The sequence below is a fragment of the Pseudarthrobacter oxydans genome (assembly GCF_030812335.1).
GTDB lineage: Bacteria > Actinomycetota > Actinomycetes > Actinomycetales > Micrococcaceae > Arthrobacter > Arthrobacter oxydans_B.
Map to the genome: position 1 here is coordinate 17,673 of NZ_JAUSSN010000003.1, position 18,987 is coordinate 36,659.

Annotated in this window: 16 protein-coding genes and 2 pseudogenes; 9 read left to right on the forward strand and 9 right to left on the reverse strand. The window is 68.6% G+C overall.

Translation table 11 applies throughout. The annotated features are described in order from the left end of the window. Positions 1-9 precede the first annotated feature (9 nt). From J2W14_RS05355 to J2W14_RS21200, 5 genes and pseudogenes are all read left to right on the forward strand, one after another. Positions 10-2,478: a non-ribosomal peptide synthetase gene (locus tag J2W14_RS05355; protein WP_307459490.1), complete on the forward strand. Its 2,469-nt coding sequence runs from the start codon at positions 10-12 to the stop codon at positions 2,476-2,478. Further along, positions 2,478-3,482: a TauD/TfdA family dioxygenase gene (locus J2W14_RS05360; RefSeq protein ID WP_307459493.1), complete on the forward strand. Its 1,005-nt coding sequence runs from the start codon at positions 2,478-2,480 to the stop codon at positions 3,480-3,482. The genes J2W14_RS05355 and J2W14_RS05360 overlap by 1 nt, the downstream gene beginning before the upstream one ends. Next, positions 3,479-4,549 carry a 2,3-diaminopropionate biosynthesis protein SbnB gene (gene sbnB / locus J2W14_RS05365; RefSeq protein ID WP_307459495.1) on the forward strand — a complete coding sequence of 357 codons (1,071 nt, stop codon included), beginning with the start codon at positions 3,479-3,481 and terminating at the stop codon, positions 4,547-4,549. The genes J2W14_RS05360 and sbnB overlap by 4 nt, the downstream gene beginning before the upstream one ends. Before the next feature lie 51 nt (positions 4,550-4,600). Next, the gene (locus J2W14_RS05370) at positions 4,601-5,725 is read left to right on the forward strand and encodes a LuxE/PaaK family acyltransferase (RefSeq protein ID WP_307459498.1); all 1,125 of its coding nucleotides are present in this window, start codon (positions 4,601-4,603) and stop codon (positions 5,723-5,725) included. Next, positions 5,646-5,867, forward strand: a pseudogene (locus J2W14_RS21200) (hypothetical protein); the annotation flags it as partial. The gene J2W14_RS05370 and the pseudogene J2W14_RS21200, both read left to right, overlap by 80 nt. A gap of 149 nt (positions 5,868-6,016) precedes the next feature. On the opposite strand, the pseudogene J2W14_RS05375 reads toward J2W14_RS21200, so the two are convergent. Continuing rightward, a pseudogene (locus J2W14_RS05375) lies at positions 6,017-6,530 on the reverse strand (aminotransferase class III-fold pyridoxal phosphate-dependent enzyme); the annotation flags it as partial. 230 nt (positions 6,531-6,760) lie between these two features. Further along, complete coding sequence (locus J2W14_RS05380; protein WP_307459501.1) at positions 6,761-7,780, reverse strand: M20/M25/M40 family metallo-hydrolase; 1,020 nt, start codon at positions 7,778-7,780, stop codon at positions 6,761-6,763. Between the two features lie 231 nt (positions 7,781-8,011). On the opposite strand from J2W14_RS05380, the gene J2W14_RS05385 reads away from it, so the two are divergent. After that, on the forward strand, positions 8,012-9,142 hold the full coding sequence (locus J2W14_RS05385; RefSeq protein ID WP_307459504.1) for an LLM class flavin-dependent oxidoreductase: 1,131 nt from the start codon (positions 8,012-8,014) through the stop codon (positions 9,140-9,142). Beyond that, positions 9,142-9,600: a MarR family winged helix-turn-helix transcriptional regulator gene (locus tag J2W14_RS05390; protein WP_307459507.1), complete on the forward strand. Its 459-nt coding sequence runs from the start codon at positions 9,142-9,144 to the stop codon at positions 9,598-9,600. The genes J2W14_RS05385 and J2W14_RS05390 overlap by 1 nt, the downstream gene beginning before the upstream one ends. Positions 9,601-9,620: 20 nt before the next feature. Here J2W14_RS05390 and J2W14_RS05395 read toward each other — a convergent pair whose 3' ends face one another. Continuing rightward, on the reverse strand, positions 9,621-10,427 hold the full coding sequence (locus tag J2W14_RS05395) for a transglutaminase-like domain-containing protein (RefSeq protein ID WP_307459510.1): 807 nt from the start codon (positions 10,425-10,427) through the stop codon (positions 9,621-9,623). Between the two features lie 74 nt (positions 10,428-10,501). After that, positions 10,502-11,374 (reverse strand): hypothetical protein, encoded by an 873-nt coding sequence (locus tag J2W14_RS05400; RefSeq protein WP_307459512.1) that lies wholly within the window; start codon positions 11,372-11,374, stop codon positions 10,502-10,504. Positions 11,375-11,623: 249 nt separating this feature from the next. On the opposite strand from J2W14_RS05400, the gene J2W14_RS05405 reads away from it, so the two are divergent. Together J2W14_RS05405 and J2W14_RS05410 are read left to right on the forward strand one after the other, a co-directional pair. After that, positions 11,624-12,298 (forward strand): DUF1684 domain-containing protein, encoded by a 675-nt coding sequence (locus J2W14_RS05405; protein WP_307459514.1) that lies wholly within the window; start codon positions 11,624-11,626, stop codon positions 12,296-12,298. A 4-nt stretch (positions 12,299-12,302) separates the two neighbouring features. After that, positions 12,303-12,815, forward strand: coding sequence for a GtrA family protein (locus tag J2W14_RS05410; protein WP_307459516.1), 513 nt, complete (start codon positions 12,303-12,305; stop codon positions 12,813-12,815). A gap of 127 nt (positions 12,816-12,942) precedes the next feature. Here J2W14_RS05410 and J2W14_RS05415 read toward each other — a convergent pair whose 3' ends face one another. The 5 genes from J2W14_RS05415 to J2W14_RS05435 are packed head-to-tail and all read right to left on the reverse strand — an operon-like array spanning position 12,943 to position 18,851. Then, positions 12,943-14,100: a cysteine desulfurase family protein gene (locus J2W14_RS05415; protein WP_307459519.1), complete on the reverse strand. Its 1,158-nt coding sequence runs from the start codon at positions 14,098-14,100 to the stop codon at positions 12,943-12,945. After that, positions 14,097-15,101: a carboxylating nicotinate-nucleotide diphosphorylase gene (nadC, locus tag J2W14_RS05420; protein WP_307459522.1), complete on the reverse strand. Its 1,005-nt coding sequence runs from the start codon at positions 15,099-15,101 to the stop codon at positions 14,097-14,099. The genes J2W14_RS05415 and nadC overlap by 4 nt, the downstream gene beginning before the upstream one ends. Continuing rightward, positions 15,098-16,846, reverse strand: a complete 1,749-nt coding sequence (gene nadB, locus J2W14_RS05425; RefSeq protein WP_307459524.1) for an L-aspartate oxidase — start codon at positions 16,844-16,846, stop codon at positions 15,098-15,100. Before nadB ends, nadC begins: the two co-directional genes overlap by 4 nt. Continuing rightward, positions 16,843-18,144, reverse strand: coding sequence for a quinolinate synthase NadA (gene nadA / locus J2W14_RS05430; protein ID WP_307459527.1), 1,302 nt, complete (start codon positions 18,142-18,144; stop codon positions 16,843-16,845). Before nadA ends, nadB begins: the two co-directional genes overlap by 4 nt. After that, positions 18,141-18,851, reverse strand: coding sequence for an NUDIX hydrolase (locus tag J2W14_RS05435; protein WP_307460573.1), 711 nt, complete (start codon positions 18,849-18,851; stop codon positions 18,141-18,143). The genes nadA and J2W14_RS05435 overlap by 4 nt, the downstream gene beginning before the upstream one ends. Positions 18,852-18,987 lie beyond the last annotated feature (136 nt).

Genomic DNA, 18,987 nt, shown 5'->3' on the forward strand with positions numbered 1-18,987 from the left:
CGAGTCGAAGTGGCTGTGCCACAGGACCTGTGCCAGGCCGTGCGGACGCTGGCCCAGAGCCTGCAGGTGGCTCCCGGCTCGATCTGGCTGGCGGCTCATGCAAGGGTGCTCCAAGCGCTGTCCGGCGAAACGGAGGTCACCACCGGTTGCAGGGACGCGTCGGGGACTTGGCCTTGCGAACTCGACCTGGGACAAGGGTCATGGCGGGCGCTGGTCTCAGAGGCGCACGTCCGGGAGGTCCAGGCCCGCGCCGATCGAACCGGTGGACGACAGGCGGGGCAGCCGCCGGCTTCCGCGGCCTACGAGGTGCTATTCAGCACCGATCAGGACGACGATCCCGAACTCGCGGAAGGCCTCGTCCTCAGCCTGTCCCTCCGCGCCGGTAGCGCAGGCGAAGCGTTGCGCCTGCGCTACCGGCGCGACGTCCTCGACGAGGACGCAGCCAGGCGGATCGCTGGCTATCATCTGAGCGCACTCCGCCATCTGGTCGGCGACCCCGAGGCGGAACCCGCCGACGCCGACCTCGTCGACCCCGAGGAGCGGCAGCTGCAACTAGAACAGCTTGCCGGACCCGAGCGGCCCCGGCCCCAGCGGCGCTTCCACGAACTTTTCGAGGTGCGTGTCCGGCAGCATCCTGAGCGCATCGCGGCCGTCCAGGACGCGCGCGAGTGGACGTATTCGGAGCTGAACGCCCGCGCCAACCGGATCGCCCGCGCCCTGCACGGGCGTGGTCTGCGGGCGGAGGACATCGTGGCAGTCGTCGCCGAAAGGGACCTGGAGTGGATGGCCGCCGTCATCGGCATCTTCAAGGCCGGAGGCGCGTACCTGCCGATCGAACCGCATTTCCCGGCCGACCGAATCGCCAGGACGCTCACGCGGGCGGGGTGCCGGGTGGTGCTGACCGAAGGCGGCAGCACCACCACGCTCGACGAGGCACTCGACGGGATGCCTGAATTGACGAAGCTTCTCTTCGAGGACGTCGAGGCCGAGGCGCACGCCGTCGACGACCTCGGCCTGGAGGTGCGGCCAGACCAACTCGCCTACGTCTACTTCACCTCGGGCTCCACGGGCGAACCGAAGGGTGCAATGTGCGAGCACGAGGGGATGGTGAACCACCTGTACGCCAAGATTGAGGACCTGGGGATCGGCCCCGAAGACGTCGTCGCCCAGAGCGCCCCCCAATGCTTCGACATCTCGCTGTGGCAACTGGTCTCGGCCCTGCTCGTCGGCGGCCGCACACTCATCGTCGAGCAGGACCGGATCCTCGACGTCGAGCGGTTCGTCGACACGGTAGAACGGGGCGCGGTGGCGGTCTTCCAGGTCGTTCCGTCGTATCTGGACGCCGTGGTGGCGTACCTGGGCGGCAGGCCTCGCGCCTTGCCGCACCTCCGCTGCGTCTCGGCCACAGGGGAGGCTCTAAAGCGCGAGCTGGTCCGCCGCTGGTTCGACGTGCTGCCGAACGTCAAGCTGGTCAACGCCTATGGACTGACGGAGACCTCGGACGACACGAACCACGAGGTGATGAGCGCAGCGCCCGCGGGCGGCTCCGTGCCACTGGGCCCGCCGATCCCGAACGTCCGGATCCACATCCTCGACGAGCGGCAGCGGCTCGTGCCGCTCGGGGCGCCGGGCGAGATCGCCTTCTCCGGAGTATGTGTGGGCCGCGGCTACATCAACGATCCGGAGCGGACGGCGCAGGCGTACTCCACCGACCCCTACGTGGACGGCGCGCGACTCTATCGGGCCGGCGACTACGGCCGTTGGTCCCCGGACGGCAAGCTGGAGTACCTGGGGCGGCGGGACAACCAAGTCAAGATCTCCGGGTTCCGCATCGAGATCGGCGACATCGAAAACGCGCTGCTGCGGGTTCCCGCCGTCCGCGACGGCGCCGTCGTCGTCGGTGAGGGCGCCGGGCAGTCCAAGTTCCTGGTGGCGTTCTACTCCGGCAACCGGCCGCTCGAGGTCGACGAAATCCGCAGCGAGATGGCTGCCCGGGTACCAGGCTACATGGTTCCTTCGACGTACAGGTGGCAGGAGAGCCTGCCCCTGACCGGCAACGGGAAGATCGACCGGAAGGCTTTGACCCGCATGGCGCGCGAGGTTATTCCCGAGGCCGGCACCGCCACGGAAGCCCTCTCGGCGGCCGAGCAGCGGCTTGCGGAGGCATGGGCGACGGTGCTCGGCCTGCCGATGGGCCGGATCGGCGGGCAGGACTCGTTCTTTGCACTCGGCGGGACCTCGTTGTCCGCAGTGAAGCTGGCGGTACTGCTCAAGCGGGCAGTGTCGATCAAGGACATCATGCAGACGCCCATCCTGGCAGACCTGGCGACCCTGCTCGAAGCCTCGTCCCCCGCGGACACAGCCGTTCCGCCGGACCCGCGGACGGCGGGAGCCGTCGCGGAGCCCGACTCCATGGCCCCGGCAGGAGGACCGGTTGGCCTCTCCCACCCGCTACCCATGAAACGAAAGGACCTCTGATGTCGTCTCCTACCCCCAGGATCCAGTTCGACGTGGAACGCCAAGCCGGCCGGATGCCGCTGCTCATCGTCGAGAACGGCCACGACCCCGTGCTGTGGGCCGAAGAGAACCGAGAGGGGCTGCGTGCGGCGGTGGATGAGCACGGCGCCGTCCTGGTCCGCGGTCTGGGCCTCCGTGACCCAGCCGAAGTGGCCGATACCTTCCAGCGGCTGGTTTCAGGCGGCCTCATGCCGGACCGGGAGGCTTTCGCCGCCAGGCAGCCCTACTTGGACGGCGTGTACTCATCCCTGACATGGCCCGCAAACCAGCCGATGTGCATGCACCACGAGCTCAGCTACGCGCTCGAGTTCCCCGGCCTGATGCTCTTCGCCTGCCTGCAGGCACCCAGTGTGGGTGGGGTGACCGGTGTGGCGGACGCCAGTGCCGTGCTCGATGCCCTGCCGCCGGACATCGTCCGTCGGTTCGAAAGCCAGGGGTGGCTGCTCGCCCGCAGCTACAACGGGGACATCGGTGCCTCCTATGAGGAGGCGTTCGGGGTCTCGGACCGCGCGGATGTCGAGAGCTACTGCCGGGCGCACGAGATCGAGCTCGAGTGGCAGCCCGATGGAGAGCTGCGCACCCGGCAACGGCGCCCTGCCGTGGTTCGGCACCCGGCGACTGGCCAACGCTGTTGGTTCAACCAGGTTGCGTTCCTGAGCGAATGGACGATCGCACCCGAGGTGCGGGAATACCTGGTGGACGTCTACGGTCCTGATGGGCTGCCGTTCAACACCCGCTTCGGCAACGGAGAGCCGATCGGTGAGGAAATCATTGCCCTCCTGAACGAGGTCTATGAGGCCCACACCCTCCGCACCCCCTGGGAGACGGGGGACCTCATGCTGGTCGACAACATCCGCATGGCGCATAGCCGCGAGGCCTATGAGGGGCCTCGGGAGATTCTTGTCGGCATGGCCGAGCCGCGCAACATTTTCGATCTCGACAACCACATCCAGGACGGTGCATGATGACAGAGCTTGCCAGTTCCCCTGCCGCAGCGGCCGCAGAGCCGAAGACGGTTCCGCCCTTCGCCGTCATCTCAGGGACCCAGGTGCAGCAGGTGCTTCAGGGACGGGAAAAGGAGGTCATCGAGCTGGTCGAGCAGACCTACCGCGTGCATGCAGCCGGAGATACGGTGAACCCCCCGTCTTACTTCCTGCGCTTCCCGGACCGGCCTACCTCGCGCATCATCGCCCTGCCGGCCTCGGTCGGCGGACAAGTAGAGGTTGACGGCATCAAATGGGTCTCCAGCTTCCCGGACAATGTGGCATCGGGAATTCCGCGCGCCTCTGCGGTGTTGATCCTCAACGACCAGGCAACGGGGTACCCCTTGGCTTGCATGGAGGGCTCCATCATCAGCGCCTCCAGGACCGCTGCATCTGCCGCCGCTGCTGCCGACTGGCTCAGCCGGGGACGCGGGCGTCCCCGGCGGATAGGGTTCTTGGGCGTTGGCCTCATTGCCCGCTACATCCACACCTTCCTGAAGGCCACCGACTGGTCCTTCGACGAGATTGGGGTGTTCGACCTCTCGGGTGAGAGTGAGGAGGGTTTCAAGGGCTATCTCGAGCGCAGCGGTACAGGTGCCCGGGTGACCGTGCACGACGGCCCCGAGCAGCTGATCAGAAGCAGCGACCTCGTCGTGTTCGCCACGGTGGCGGGGCAGCCGCACGTGCACGATACGACGTGGTTCGCGCACAAGCCGCTGGTACTGCACGTGTCCCTGCGCGATCTGGCCCCTGAGATCCTGCTGGCGTCCACCAACATCCTCGACGACGTCGACCACTGCCTGAAAGCCGGGACGTCGGCCCACCTCGCGGAGCAGAAGGTCGGCAACAGGGACTTCGTGGACGGCACCTTGGCCGACGTCATGGAAGGCAGGGTCTCGCTGACGGACGACCGCCCTATTGTGTTCTCGCCGTTCGGACTGGGCGTGCTCGACCTGGCAGTCGGCAAGTACGTCTACGACGAACTTGCCGGCAGTGGCCAGCTCCGGGTGGTCGAGGATTTCTTTTCCGAGTTGCGTCGGTACGGCTGACCCTGCAGCGCAAACCGCATTCATGATTCGCACTCACCGAGGAGTGACGCAATGCTCTCCCTACCGCAGATGCTGGGGAATGTGTCCAAGGCCTACGTCCAGTCCCCTGAGGACTGGGCCCGGTCGGTCACCGACGTCCTGCGGGACGCCGCGATCTACCACCAGGCCGCAAACGGCTTCTACCGCGCCCAGTGTGACGCCCTGGGAGTCGACCCCGCCACGATCAAGGACATCAACGACCTGCAATTCCTGCCACTGTTGCCGGTCGGCATGTTCAAGCGTCCCGACACCAAGGTGCTGCTTACTTGCTCCCTGGCCGACGTCGAGACCGAAACCCGCTCCAGCGGAACCCGCGGTGTCCCTTCCGTCATCCCCCGCAACAGCGAGACAATGACCTTGGCGCTGGTCGCCGTGCTCGGCACCTACCGGGAGTTCTTCAGCCTGTCCGGGGGCGCGGGACTTTTCTTGAACCCGTCGGACCCGGAAGCCTCGGAGATGGGACTGCTCAAAGACTTAAACATCCTGAACAGCGTCTTCGACCACCACGCATATCTCGTTGCCGACCAGGCGTTCGACGCCGGGGAGGCCCTGGAGCACCTGCGACGGTGGGAGGGACATATGACACGCCACATCGTCAGTCCGCCGTTCCTCATCGACCGGCTCCTCCGGTTCCTTGAGCGGGAGAATATCAGTGTGCACTTGGACCCGTTCAGCATGATCATCACTCTCGGGGGCTGGAAGCGGCACACAGCCGAGGCCATCCCTAATGAGAGTTTTCGGGAACGGTGCCACGACTTGCTCGGCGTGCTTGCGGTGAACGTGCGCGACATGTACGGGATGATCGAGTCGAACATGCTCGCTGTCGAATGCCACCTGCATCGCAAGCACGTTCCGCCATGGTGCTACATCTCCATCCGGGACCCTGGCCAAAGCGCCAAGGAGATCGCCCCCGGAGAGACCGGCACCATCGCCGTACTGGACGCCCTCAGCACCAGCTACCCCGGTTTCCTCCTCACCGACGACATGGGCGACGTCGAGACCGGCACCTGCGGGTGCGGCAGAACCGGCCAGGTCATCAACTTCCGCCGCCGGGGGCAGGGCGGCGGGCTTGGCCACTGCCCAGTCAGCATCGAGCGCTACCTCGGTTCGGGCACTACTGAATCGCACCGGGTTTGATGGAGACATCGATTACAGCGTCCCGGCCAGAATCGCCTCCTCCGCCCGGAAGCTAATACGCCACCTGCTCGCGGATTGGCCCTGGGAAACCGCCTGGACGGACCTGTTCAACCGGACCTTCCCACGGCCGGCAAAGACCTGACCGGCCGCCCCGCACCAAGACAACCTAGGACCACAGTGGAACACCACCGGCAGCGGGGCCGGACAATCCGGCCTGCCCAGATCCCGCCCCGCCCGGCCACACCAAATCCCGCGGTCCTCAACGAGCCCGTCGGTGGATCAAGGCTGAGACCCCTCCCCCTGGACGGTCTCCACGATGACGGCGGCCTCCACGATGACGGCGGCGGGCGTGTCGACGCCTGAGCCGCTATCCTCCAGGGCATGGCGAAGCCACAGGAAGTCCGCCGTCTGGCCGTCCAGGAATCCGTCATAGGGCATGCTGGATGCGTTCGTTAGCGGAACCCCGGCGCCCGTCCGCTTCATGGAATTGCCTGTCACTGCGAGGGATCCAAGAGTCATCCCGTTGGAATGCATTCGTGAAGCCGAGGATGTGGGTCCTGCCGGTGACTTTTCGAGCCAGCTTCAGGGCCGCTTCGACTGAGTTTGTCCCGGTGGGCCCTGGAAACATGACTTTGTAGTCAAACTTCCGGGGCTTCAGGATCAGCTCGTGGAACGCTTCCAGAAAGCGCCGCTTGGCAACTGTTTTCATGTCGAGGGAGCGGACGATTGCTCCGGAGAGCAGATATTCGACGAGCGGTCGGAGCAACTCAGAATTGTTGTGACCGTAGTTCAGGGCGCCGGCGCCGTGCCCGGTAATGATTCCAAGCTATGGAATCCGGCTAAGTTACGGATCCGTAGGCCGTACCCGAATCCTCGATCAATATCCGGCCGGGTCTATTTAGCTGCACTCACACGGCAAGTCGTCCGAATCAAGTAGTCCGAATAAAGTAGTCCAGGATCCGCATCAACGCACAGCGCCCTCGGGGAATCTGCCGAAGCGGCGTGGTGCTGTAACCGTTCTTCTGGAGCTGGATGTCAGCCGCGTGAGGCCAGGGCGTAGGTGGCGGTGGCGTAGGCCAGGGCCGCGGACATCTCCTTGAGCAGGTCCGCGTTGATGTTGCTGATGGTGTCGCAGGCCTTGTGGTAGCAGGGATCGAGTTTCTTGCCGGCCACGCCGCCGTAGGCCTGCACCTGGGCTTTGGTCTTTGACTCCACCTCGCCGGTGAACAGCCCGCCGCCGGGAATGCCTGCCCTGAGGAACGGTTCGTAATCGGAGTCGCCGTCGACAAAGGGCGTTGTTTCCGCCGGCAGCGAGTTGCTTTCGAAGAACCGGAAAAAGACCTCCTCGATCTCCTGGGAGCCCTTCGGCCCGGCCTCCCCGAAATCCGATCCGTCGCCGTCGTGAAAGGACCGCACCCCGTTCGGCGAGGCTGCCATGTCCACATTCAGGTAAAGCGCCGTCCGGCGGACTTCGTCCGCGCTCAGCTCGTCAACGTAGTGCCGCGAACCATCGAGGTCATCCTCCTCGGCGCCCCAGAACGCAAACCGGACCCGGTTCGCCGGGCTGAACCCGCTGTCCTTCATCCACCGGGCGATCTCCAGCATCGCCGCGACCCCGCTGCCGTTGTCGTTGATCCCGGGCCCCTCCCGCACGGAGTCCAGGTGCCCGCCCACCACCACCGTGTTCCCGGCGTCGCCTGCGGTGTCGGCCAGGATGTTGAAGCTCTCCACCTGCTTGCGGTTCCTGCCCTCGCCGCGGAAGCTGAAGGTCTGCCGGACCGGGGTGTACCCCGCGGCACGCAGCTGCTCCTCGACATAGCGCGCGGAGGCCTCATACCCGGAGGTCCCCGACGCGCGGTTGCCACCATTGTCATCAGCAATCCGCTGCAACGCCTCCAGATGGCCCACCATGCCCCGGCCGCTGAACTCCGCCAGCAACGCCCTCGGATCCACGCCACCGGCAGGATTCAGCCGCGAGGCAGTGCAGCCAGAGAGCACAAGACTGATTGCAAGCAAGATGGCTGCGGCCGCAGCCGTTCCGGGCCTTTTCATCATGTGGACATCCTCCATCCCACGAAGATAACGCCCAGACCGTTCCAGAGGAAGACTCTGCCCGGGTGGCGACGGCTCCCGTCCCTCATTGTGGTGGCCTCCGGCCCGCCCCCCGCACAGCCTGGGGAATACTCCAACGCGGCGGGGGTTATACCGGTCGATAGATGCAAATGCATGTAAATCGGTTATAGTGGAAACAGTTCCCGGAAGTCTCCGGCCACGGAAAGGCACATCATGCAGATCGGCGTATTCAGCGTCAGCGATATCACCACCGACCCCACCACGGGCCGTACTCCCACGGAGCACGAGCGCATCAAGGCGTCCGTGGCGATCGCCAAAAAAGTCGAGGAAATCGGCATGGATGTCTATGCGATCGGTGAGCACCACAACCGGCCCTTCTTTTCCTCCTCCCCCACCACCACCCTGGCCTACATCGCCGCCCAGACAGAGCGCATCATCCTGTCAACGGCCACCACGCTGATCACCACGAATGACCCGGTAAAAATCGCCGAGGACTTCGCTATGCTCCAGCACCTGGCCGACGGCCGCGTGGACCTGGTGCTGGGACGCGGGAACACTGCCCCCGTTTATCCCTGGTTCGGCAAGAACATCCAGGACGGGGTCGAACTGGCGATCGAAAACTACTCCCTGCTGCGCCGCCTCTGGGACGAGGACACCGTCAACTGGTCCGGCAAGCACCGCACCCCGCTGCAGAACTTCACGTCCACCCCGCGACCGCTCGACGGCGTCGCCCCCTTTGTGTGGCACGGCTCCATCCGCACGCCGCAGATCGCCGAGGTGGCCGCATACTACGGTGACGGGTTCTTCGCGAACAACATCTTCTGGCCAAAGGAGCACTACCAGCAGCTGATCGGCCTCTACCGCGAGCGCTACGAGCACTACGGCCACGGCAAGGCCGACCAGGCCATCGTGGGCCTCGGCGGACAGTTCTTCATGCGGAAGAACTCGCAGGACGCCGTCAAGGAGTTCCGCCCTTACTTCGACAACGCCCCGGTCTACGGCCACGGCCCGTCGCTCGAGGACTTCACTTCGCAGACGCCGCTGACCGTCGGCAGCCCGCAGGAAGTCATCGAAAAGACACTGACCTTCCGTGAATACTTTGGCGACTACCAGCGCCAGCTCTTCCTCATCGACCACGCCGGTCTGCCGCTGAAGACCGTGCTGGAGCAGCTGGACCTGTTCGGCGAAGAAGTCCTGCCGGTCCTGCGCAAGGAATACGCCGACAAGACCCCCGCCCATGTCCCCGAACCGCCCACCCACGCCGGACGCGTGGCAGCGTCAGTTGCCGCAGCCGCGCAGTCCGTCAGCGAGTCCGCCGGCCCCACAGGCAACAAGGGCGCGTGATGTCCGCAAAGACCGAATCACCGGTGCGCCTGGCCGCGGAAACCTGGGAATCCCTGTTCCGCGCCCAGGTGGCGGTGATGCGCAGGCTGCAGGCCGGCCCGGCATTCAAGGGCCTCGCCATCAACGAGTACGACGTGCTGTTCACGCTTTCCCGATGCCCGTCCGGTTGGCTCCGGCAGAACGAACTGAACGACCACGTGTTGCTGAGCCAGTCCAGCCTAAGCCGGCTCGTGGAGCGGCTCGAAAAGCGCGGCCTGGTGGAGCGGATGCCGGCCCCCGACGACGGCCGCGGCGTCCTGGTCAAGCTCACCGAGGCCGGCTGGGAACTCCAGAAGCAGATCGGCCGGGAGCACGTCCGCGACATCGCCGCCCTGGTGGTTCCGGCGCTGACGGCGGCCGAGCAGCAGGAGCTGCTGCGTCTGACAGAGAAGCTGCGGGCCTCGGTGGCGGCGCGCTAAGCCGCGCGCCTCGCCGGCCGTCAGTGCAGGGTGACCAGCTTCTCCGGGTCCTCGTCCGGCAGGTCGCCGTCGACAATGGCGGTGACGCTGAACTGCGTCAGCGACAGGCTGCCGCCCACGGTCGACAGGAATGCGGTGTCCGAGGAATCCCGGCCGGCGGTGATCCGCAGCATGCTCTCGCGCGGTGCCAGGCCCGTGGGGTCGATGACGTACCAGGCACCGTTGATGTGGGCCTCGGCCACCGCGTGGAAATCCATGGGGCTCAGTCCGGGTGCGTACACCGCCGCCAGCCGGGCGGGAACATCCTTGGCGCGCAGCAGCGAGACCGCAAGGTGGGCGAAGTCGCGGCAGACCCCGCGGCGGTGCAGCAGGGTCTCGACGGCCCCGTCGGTCCCCCGGGAGGATCCGCTGATGTAGCGCAGCTCGCTGAACACCCAGTTGCGCACCGCGAGCACCAGTTCAGCACCCTGCAGGCCGCCGAATTCCGCGTAGGCCGTCGGCAGGAGCCGGTCGGACTCGGCATAGCGGCTCGGCCGGACGTAGCGGATGAGTTCCATCAGCCGGGGTTCCTCCGGCAGCGCGACGCCGGTGACGGTGGCCGTGTACTCCACAAGCACCTCGGTGGGGTCGGCGAATTCCATGTAGTGGAAGCGCCCGCCGTGGTGGTCCGAGAGTTCGGTGAGCGGGACATCCTCGCCGCCGGAGGTCACGGACAGGGACTCCATGAACCCGCTGTAACCGGCATTGCGTGCCACGGACACCGCCAGGGCGACCTTCGTGTCGGCCACGGTCTTGAAGGCCAGGCGGGCGGCTACAGAGCGTTCCATGTATCTCCGGGGTGTGAGGGTAACGGCGGGTGACGTCACCGCTCCCGGCCCTGGTGTGTGCGGGCGGTGCGGGACTAGTTTTTGATCTCCAGAGACATTAGCATCCGCTGGACGTTGGCGAATTCCTGGCCTTCGTTGACGTATTGGGCCGCCTGGTCGAGGGTGTCAAATGCCTTGGCCGGTGCAACCTTCTCGTCCGGGGCGAACGCCTTCAGCTCCGTCAGGTCCGCGAACGAGTAGTCCCCCTTGCCCTCGGGCCCGCGGACCAGGTTCTGCAGCGCGCAGGACTTTCCTTCCGTGCCGCCGACGACGTTGGTGATGCCGTAGGAGCCGAAGTACTTGTAGCCCTGGATCACCCGGTACACCGCCCGCGGGTCGATGGTGCCTTCGCCGCCGCGGTGCGGCAGGTCCACCGGGACACTGCTGACGACGACGTACGGTTTCGCGGCGTCGTCCGCGCACGCCGGGGCGGGCCGGGGCGGCAGCCCGGTCTGCAGGGTGGCGAGGTAGCCGCCCTCGGCGTCCTTGACCTCGATCTTGAGGGCGCCGGGCAGGGTTCCCTGGTCCGGGGTTACCGACTGGGCGATCCACTCCTGCGGGAGCTCGAAACTGACGGTCTTCGCCGGGTCGGTGAACACTTTCCAGGCCGCCGCCGTCGAGTCGGGTTTCGCAGCGCCGGAGCCGGTGGACTCGGGTGCCGAGCCGGGTTCTGCAGCGCCGGAGCCGGTGGACCCCGGTGACGAGCCCGGCGTCGCGCTGCCCGCGGGCGGATCGGTCGGGGACCCAGTCCCGCCGGCGCTGGCGCTCGGGGTGCCGCCGGCCGTCCAGGCGGGGGCGCCCTTGCCTTCGCTGCTGCAGCCGGAGAGTGCGGCGACGGCGAGCAAGAGGGCAGCGGCAATGCTGACGCCGCGGGCCGACGCCCGCCGGAGGGTATCCGTCCCAGTCATGATGCCAGCGTAGCGGGACTTCGGTGCGCCCCTGGTTCCCGGATCAGCGTTTCGTAGAAACACTGCTCCGGGCAGGGATTCCGCTGCCACCGTAACGGCGACCAGCCGGACCCTTTGATCCGGGGCCGCTGCCCTGCGGGCAGGTGCCATCGTTGTGCCCGGAACGGCGGTGAAGTCCACTTCGGGCGGGGCCGGGACCCGCCGCGGGAAGCGCGGTTCGCCACAGGGAAAGCGGGATACGCTGGGGACATGGCGGATCAGGATTTAGGCTCGACGGATTTCGGAGCCCAGGGCGGAGAGGCGGACATCTCTGCCGTCGACATCGCGGACTGGCGGCTCAGGACCTTTGCGCTGTACGCCAACGTGCGGAAGATCGCGGCCGAGGACCCGGCCGAGGCGCATTCCTACTGGCGCCAGGAGCGGGACCGGATGTTCGGCACGCACCCCGCGTCGCCGCTCACGGCGGCCGCCAAGTCCAGCTTCGCCGGGCTGAAGACAGCCGACTACGATCCGATCTACCGCTTCCACATCCCGCTGACGAGCGAGGGCGCGGGGCGGGAAATGAACGTCGAGACCGGCACCGACGGCGTGGTCCGGTTTGTCCGGCTGGGCACCTTCGACCTGCCGGAACTGGGCCAGCTCGCAGTGTGGAAGCTTCATGGCTACGGCGGCGGCATCTTCGTGCCGTTCCGTGATGCCACCGCCGGGCAGCCCGGAGGCAGCTACGGCGCGGGCCGCTACCTGCTGGACACGATCAAGGGCGCCTTCCACGGCGTGCAGGGGTCCGGCCCGGAGGCAGAGTTCGTGGTGGACTTCAACTTCGCCTACAACCCGTCCTGCGCCTACAACGAGGCGTGGGCATGCCCCCTCCCCGGCCCCTCCAACCGCCTCGCCGTGGAGATCCCTGTAGGCGAGCTGTACTGAGCGGATGGATGCCCAGCTCGAGCAGCACTCCCCTGCCCCCGCTCCCGCCTCTGCACCTGCACCTGCACCTGCCACTGGCGTGTCGTCTTCGCGCCGCCACCGCGGCGTCCTCCGCTACCCGCTGGTCCGGCAGCTGCTGCGGTTCACCGCCGTCGGCATTGTCTGCACCGCCACATCGCTGGCGCTCTATGCGTTCCTGCGTCCGCACCTCGGCTCGCAGCCGGCCAACGCCACGGCCCTCATCCTCACGTCGCTGATGAACACGGCCCTGAACCGGCGGCTGACCTTCAAGATCACCGAACGCCACCGGATGAAGCGCGACCACCTCAACGGCCTGATCGTGATCCTCGTGGCGCTGCTGATCACCGGCGGAAGCCTCGGCGTCCTGCACTGGATCAACCCCGCTGCCACCGTCGCCGACGAGCTGTGGACCACCACACTCTCCGGCTTCGCGGCCACGGCCGTGCGCTTCACCCTGCTGCGGCACTGGATCTTCCGCCGCGCCCGGCACCGCTAGGCACCCCGCACCCCGCCCCCGAAACATCCCACTTGCCCTGTCAGATATCGTGCCTTGGAGGGACTCTGAACAGCATTATGTGACAGGGCAACCGGGTCAGGGGGCGCCAAGTGACAGGGCAACCAGGTCAGGGGGCGCCGAGGGCCTGGACGCTGCCGACGGCGGTGCGGACCGCGGCCGCCGCCTCCTGCAGCTCCGCGGCCGTGATGCTGGAGTCGAAGCTGAAGCGGACCGCGGTCTGGGCAACCTCGGCGCCGATGCCCATCGCCCGCAGCACCGGGGACGGCTCGTCCGAACCCGCCGCGCAGGCCGAGCCGCTGGAGCAGATGACTCCCAGCCGTTCGAGCTCCAGCAGCACGGATTCGCCGCTGGTCCCCGGGAAGCAGAACGAGGCGACCGAGGGCAGCCGTTCGCTCGGATGGCCGGTGAGGAGGGCACCCGGGACCTGGGCCTGCACCGAGTGGATGAAGTCATCGCGCAGGGCGGCGACGTGTGCCGCCCGCTCCTCCTGTGAGTTCCGGGCGAGGGTGAGCGCCGTCGCGAGGGCTACGGCCCCGGCCACGTTCTCGGTCCCCGACCGGCGCCCGCGTTCCTGCCCGCCGCCGTGGATCACCGGTTCCAGCCGGGTCCGGCTGCGCACGAACAGGGCCCCGCTGCCTTTGGGCGCCCCCAGTTTGTGTCCGGAGATGCTCAGGGCATCCACACCCAGTGTGGCGGTGTCGAGCGGGAGCCAGCCGGCGGCCTGGACGGCGTCGGTGTGGAACGGGATTCCCCGCGCGCGGGCCAGCGCGGCCAGCCGGGCAATCGGCTGCACCGTGCCCACCTCGTTGTTGGCGTACATAATGCTGACCAGGGCGGTCTCCGGCCGGAGCACGGCGGCGAGGGCCTCCCCGGTGACGCGGCCGCAGGCATCCACCGGCACCACGTCGACGGCGAAGCCGTGCACCCGCTCCAGGTAGCGGGCCGACTCCTCCACAGCGGGATGTTCGACGGCGCTGATCACCACCCGGTCCAGCCGCGGGTCCGCCGCCCGGCGGGCCAGGGCGATGCCCTTGACGGCCAGGTTGTCCGCTTCCGTTCCCCCGGAGGTGAACACCACCTCGCCCGGGCGGCAGCCCAGGGCCCGGGCCGTCGCTGCCCGTGCCCCGGCGAGCGCCGTGGCGGCCGCGTCGCCGAGCGAATGGTGGCTCGAGGGGTTCCCGAACTCCCCGGACAGGAACGGCCACATGGCTTCGAGGACCTCGCGGCGGACCGGGGTGGTGGCCGCGGCATCGAGGAAGATCATGGCGCCGCCTGGCCGGCCGCCTGTTCGACCGTCTGTCCGGTACCGGATGCACGGCCCTGTCCGGCGCCGTGCACCGGCTCCGCGCCGAGCCCCAGCTCAATGTCGAGCCCCAGGTCCAGGGCGGCGACGCTGTGGGTGAGTCCGCCGATCGAGATGACGTCCACCCCGGTGCCGGCGATGCCCGCCACCGTGGCGAGGTTGACGTTGCCGCTGGCCTCGACCCGGGCGCGGCCGGCCACCAGCGCCACCCCGGCAGCCAGCTCGGCCAGGCTGAAGTTGTCCAGCATGATGGTGTCCACCCCGGCGGCCAGCACCGGTCCGATCTGGTCCATGCTGTCCACCTCCACCTCGAAGTGCGTGGTGTGCCCGAGCCTTGCCCTGGCCTCCCGCAGCACCGCGGTGAGCTTCGACGGGTCTCCCCCGGTCAGGACGGCCAGGTGGTTGTCCTTGGCCAGCACCGCGTCCGAGAGGCCAAAGCGGTGGTTGGCTCCGCCGCCGCAGCGGACGGCGTACCGCTCCAGCACCCGCAGCCCCGGCGTCGTCTTGCGGGTGTCGGTGATGCGCGCCCCGGTACCGTCCACCAGGGCGACGAACTCCGCCGTCCTGGTGGCGATGGCGCTCATCCGCTGGACCAGGTTCAGTGCCACACGTTCGGCGAGCAGCACGGCCCGGGCGTTCCCGCTGACCCTTGCGAGCGCCGTGCCGGCGGCGAAGGCGGCACCGTCGGCCACCAGGAGTTCGACGGCGGCGGCCGGGTCGGTGAGTCTCATCGCCGCAGCGAACACCTCCCCGCCGCTGAGCACGCCGGGCACCCGGGCGGCCAGGACCGCCGTCGCCCGCGCATCCGCCGGGATCAGCGTCTGCGACGTGATGTCACCGTACGGTGCATCCTCGAGCAGGGCCGCGCGCAGCACGGCGTCGACGGCGGCGGCGGCCAGCGTGCCGGCGAGCGCGGTCGCCGGGAGGGCGCCCTGGCGGGCGGCGGCGGGTGCTGCTGTCATGAGGAGATCCTTTGTTTTGTTCGGGTGCCGGTGGCATGCCGGTGGCCGTGCGCGCCTGCCTGCGGCGCGGAGCGGGCGGGGGCCGCGAGCAGGGCGGGGCAGGCGGCAGCGGGGTCAGGGTCGGCGCGGTAGTGGGCACCCACCGAACCGGCCCGCTTCCGCGCCGCTGCCACGAGCAGCCGGGCGGCCAGCAGCAGGTTCCGGTCCTCGTGGCCCGGCCGGTCAAGACCCTCCCCCCGGTCCGGATTACCGGACGCCGCGGTGAAGGCCGCAGCCCACTCCGCGAGGCGGACGGCGGCGTCGTCGAGGTCGGCTCCGGTCCGCAGCACCCCGGCCGCACCGGTCATGAGGCGCCGCAGGGCGTCCCGGCTGAACGGGACACGTCGCTGCCCCGTCTCCGCAGCAGGAAGTTCGTCCCTGACACCTGCGGCCGATGCCGCCGGAGCGGGTTCCGTGCCCGCCGCGCCGAGGATCGCCTCCACCGCGCGGCGGCCGAAGACCAGCCCTTCGAGCAGTGAATTGCTCGCCAGCCGGTTGGCGCCCTGCGCGCCCGTGCACGCGACTTCACCGGCCGCGTACAGTCCCGGCACGGAGGTGCGCCCCCAGAGGTCGGTGGACACGCCTCCCATCCAGTAGTGCGCCGCCGGGGATACCGGGAGCGTCTGCGTGGTCCAGTCGTAGCCGGCGGCGCGGGTGGCCGCGGTGATGGTGGGGAAACGCCGGGCCAGGAATCCGGGCCCGCGGGCGGCCTCGACCCCCCGTGCATCCAGGAAGACGGGGCTGTCCGCCGGTGCACCGGTCGCGGCGAGGTGCAGGGCAATGCTGCGGGAGACGACGTCGCGCGGGGCAAGTTCGGCGGCCGGGTGGTAGTCCGGCATGAAGCGGTAGCCGCCGGCGTCGAGCAGGACAGCGCCTTCGCCGCGGACCGCCTCGGAAATGAGCAGCGCCGGCGGCCCCCCGGGGATCTCGTCCGCCGCGAGCGTGGTGGGGTGGAACTGGAAGAATTCCAGGTCCCGGACGGCCGCCCCCGCACGCCAGGCCAGGGCCAGGCCATCGGCAGTGGCGACGGAGGGGTTGCTGGTCCGGGCGAAGAGCCGTCCGGCCCCGCCGGTGGCCAGCAGCACCGCGTCGGCGTCCAGCCGCCGGGGCTGTCCGTTGTTGGCCAGGTAGGCGACGCCGGTGACCCGGGCGGCGCCCGCCGGGCCCTGACGGGGGTGGTCGGTGAGCAGGTCCGTGACGAAGGCGCCGGTCTCGACCCGCAACAGGCCGTGGACGGCGCGGTCCAGGACGGCGGCAACGAGGGCGCGGGCGATGCAGGCACCTGTCGCGTCGCCGCCGGCGTGCAGGATGCGGGCGGCGGAGTGTGCCGCCTCGAGGCCGAGCGCCGGGCCCCCGCCGGGTCCGGCGTCGAAGTGCACGCCGTAGCGGCCCAGGCCGGCGATGTCCCGGACGGCCTCGGTGCACAGGACCCGGACGGCCCCCGGGTCGTTGAGGCCTGCGCCGGCGGCGAGGGTGTCGGCGACGTGGGCCGCCACGGAGTCGCCCGGCGCCGCCTCGCCCGGCGTGAGCACGGCCGAGATGCCGCCCTGGGCGTAGAAGGTGTTGCTCTGCTCGAGGCTTCCCTTGCTCAGGAGCACCACCTCGCAGGCCGGCCCGCCGTCCACCACCGCGTCGGAGGCGAGCAGCGCGGCGTACAGCCCGGCAATACCACTGCCCACCACCACGACTCGCGGGGGCCTGGTCACGGCCGCGCCGCCAGCATCCGCTCGAGGGCGACCCTTGCCGGGGCGGCGACGGCGTCCTCCACCGTGATGCGGTTGACCACCTCGCCCCGGACCAGCGCCTCCAGGACCCAGGCAAGATAGCCGGGGTGGATGCGGTACATCGTGGAGCACGGGCAGATCACCGGGTCCAGGCAGAAGATGGTGTGCTGCGGATTCTCCGCGGCCAGCCGGTTGACGAGGTTGATCTCGGTGCCGACGGCGAACGTGGTGGGCTCGGTCGCGGCGGCGATGGCCTTGCGGATGAAGTCCGTGGAGCCTGCGGAGTCAGCCGCGTCCACCACTTCCATCGGGCATTCCGGGTGCACAATCACCTGGACGCCCGGGAACTCGGCGCGGGCCTTCTCGATCTGTCCCACGTTGAAGCGCTTGTGGACCGAGCAGAAGCCGTGCCAGAGGATCACCCGGGAATCGAGCAGGGCCTGTTCGTCGTTGCCGCCGAGGTCCTTGCGCGGGTTCCACATCGGCATCTGCTCCAGCGGCACCCCCATGGCCTTGGCGGTGTTGCGGCCCAGGTGCTGGTCCGGGAAGAACAGCACGCGCTGGCCGCGCTCGAAGGCCCACTCCAGGACCGTGGCGGCGTTGGAGGACGTGCAGACGATGCCGCCGTGCTCGCCGCAGAAGCCCTTGAGGGCTGCCGAGGAGTTCATGTAAGTGACCGGGATGACCGGGACCCGCCCGTCGGCGTCGGGCTCGGTGCCGAACAGTTCCTCAAGCTGTTCCCAGCACTCGGTCACGGAGTCGATGTCCGCCATGTCCGCCATTGAGCAGCCCGCGGCGAGGTTGGGCAGGATCACGGCCTGGTCCGGCCGGGACAGGATGTCCGCGGTCTCGGCCATGAAGTGCACGCCGCAGAAGATGATGGCCTCGGCATCCGGGCGGGTCAGCGCGGCGTTGGCCAGCTGGAACGAGTCCCCCACGAAGTCGGCGTACTCCACCACCTCGTCGCGCTGGTAGAAGTGGCCCAGCACCACGGCGCGGTCCCCGAGCGCTGCCTTGGCGGCCCGGATCCGCGCGTCGAGCTCGGCGTCGCCCGCACGCTTGTACTCCTCGGGCAGCTGGCCCTGCCGGGGGGTCGACGCCGGGGCGAGATCCGCGACGGAGGCGCCGGGGCCGTAGGCGGGCACACCGGCGAGGGCCTCGGCGAGGTCATAGTCCCAGGGCCCGCGGGCGAGCGCCGGGCTGCAGGTGGAGGCTGTTGCCCTGCTGCTGGCGGCCTGTTCGCGCATAATCAGCTGAATGGCCGTGTTGACGCTGCTCATGGTGTGCTCCTGTTGTCTGGGTCAAGGCCTGGGCGGCCGGTGAAGCGGTAGAGGCGGGGCGGGCGGTGTTTGCCGCCCTGCAGGTACTGGTCGGTTTCTTCGATTTCGGGCGTGGCCTTGACCTGGCGGCGGAAGTTAGCCGGGTCCAGTTCGCGGTCCAGGACGGCCTCGTAGACCTCCCGGACCTGGGCCAGCGTGAAGTACTCGCCGAGCAGGTGGTAGGCAATGGAGCCGTAGGCCATCTTGTTGCGCAGCCGCCAGAGCGCGTAGTCGATGATCGCGTTGTGGTCGAAGGCCAGTTCGCCGAGCCGGTCCGCGCGGAACCACCGGACGTTTTCGGATTCGTCGGCGAGCGCGGCCTCGGTGGGCTGCACCAGCGCCCAGTACACAATCGAGACGACGCGCTGGGTGGGCGAGCGGTGCAGGCCGCCGAAGGCGTAGAGCTGTTCGAGGTAGCTGGGCGCCAGTCCGGTGGTCTCCTGCAGGTTCCGCGAGGCGGCGTCCTGCAGGGACTCGGAGTGGGTCAGCGGCCCCCCGGGCAGGGCCCACATCCCCTTGAAGGGTTCGCGGATCCGGCGCACCAGCGGGATCCAGAGAGTGGGGCGTCCGGAACGCTCACTGGGGCGGAGGGCGAAGATCACCGTGGAGATGGCCAGCGACGGCGGCGCGAGCTGGCGCTCGGCGACGTTGGCAGCTGTGGTGTAGATGGCGATTCACCCCCGCGTTTCCGGGCTCCGGGCGGTCCCCTGGGACTGCCCGGACGGTCCGGCCCGACTGCCGGAGTAGTTATAGTCAGATTGACTAGAACTAATAATACGACGTCGGCAGCCGGGCGCAAAATGT